Annotated in this window: 1 protein-coding gene; it reads left to right on the forward strand. The window is 30.9% G+C overall.

Annotation, left to right across the window (positions count from 1 at the left end; genetic code table 11):
- The coding region (locus L4D09_RS28870; protein WP_428460953.1) for a hypothetical protein at positions 1 to 597 on the forward strand (597 nt) is incomplete at its 5' end.
- Between the last annotated feature and the right edge of the window lie 48 nt (positions 598 to 645).

Raw genomic sequence — 645 nt, forward strand, 5'->3', positions numbered from 1 at the left:
GTTATAACGTGTCCCATAAATATAAAAACTTCTAATTGTGATACGATCGTAAGTCCAGTATTAGAAATAGTCCCACGTGAAAAGTTAACACCTATTTCTCCAACAGCAATTAGCCTTTGGTTGAATAGAGAGCAAGAAATTAAAAATAAAAACATAACATCATATGGGATTATGATGTTAGCTACCAATTATACTGTTTCGGATGATAAACTATTAAAAACTCAGAATACTAGTTTTATATTGGAGTTAAATAATAAAAAGCACCGCTTCAATCACCTTACAACTAATAATCAACATAAAGGAAAATACAAAGGCTCAATTTCATACAAAAATGGCTCTAATAAAAACATTATTAATTCTAGCCACAATGGAACCTTTGAGTTAAAACTCGAAGAGAAAACAAATCAAAATTCTCTCGTACTTACCAACAGAAAAATCACATCAACACAAACAATCAGAAACAAAACAACAAAAGTTCGTATATCAGCGAATGATAACCACGTCATTCTTAAAGTAGCAAACTGGGGAAATCAATCTTTATGGCTATCAGAGTCCGCAGAGAAAATGTGGTTATTTGAAGAGAGCCCATTATATTAAAGCATCAATATTTCACTATATAGTTTTCAATATCGCATTTACTTGTAA

Source organism: Photobacterium makurazakiensis (assembly GCF_050336715.1).
Lineage (GTDB): Bacteria > Pseudomonadota > Gammaproteobacteria > Enterobacterales > Vibrionaceae > Photobacterium > Photobacterium makurazakiensis.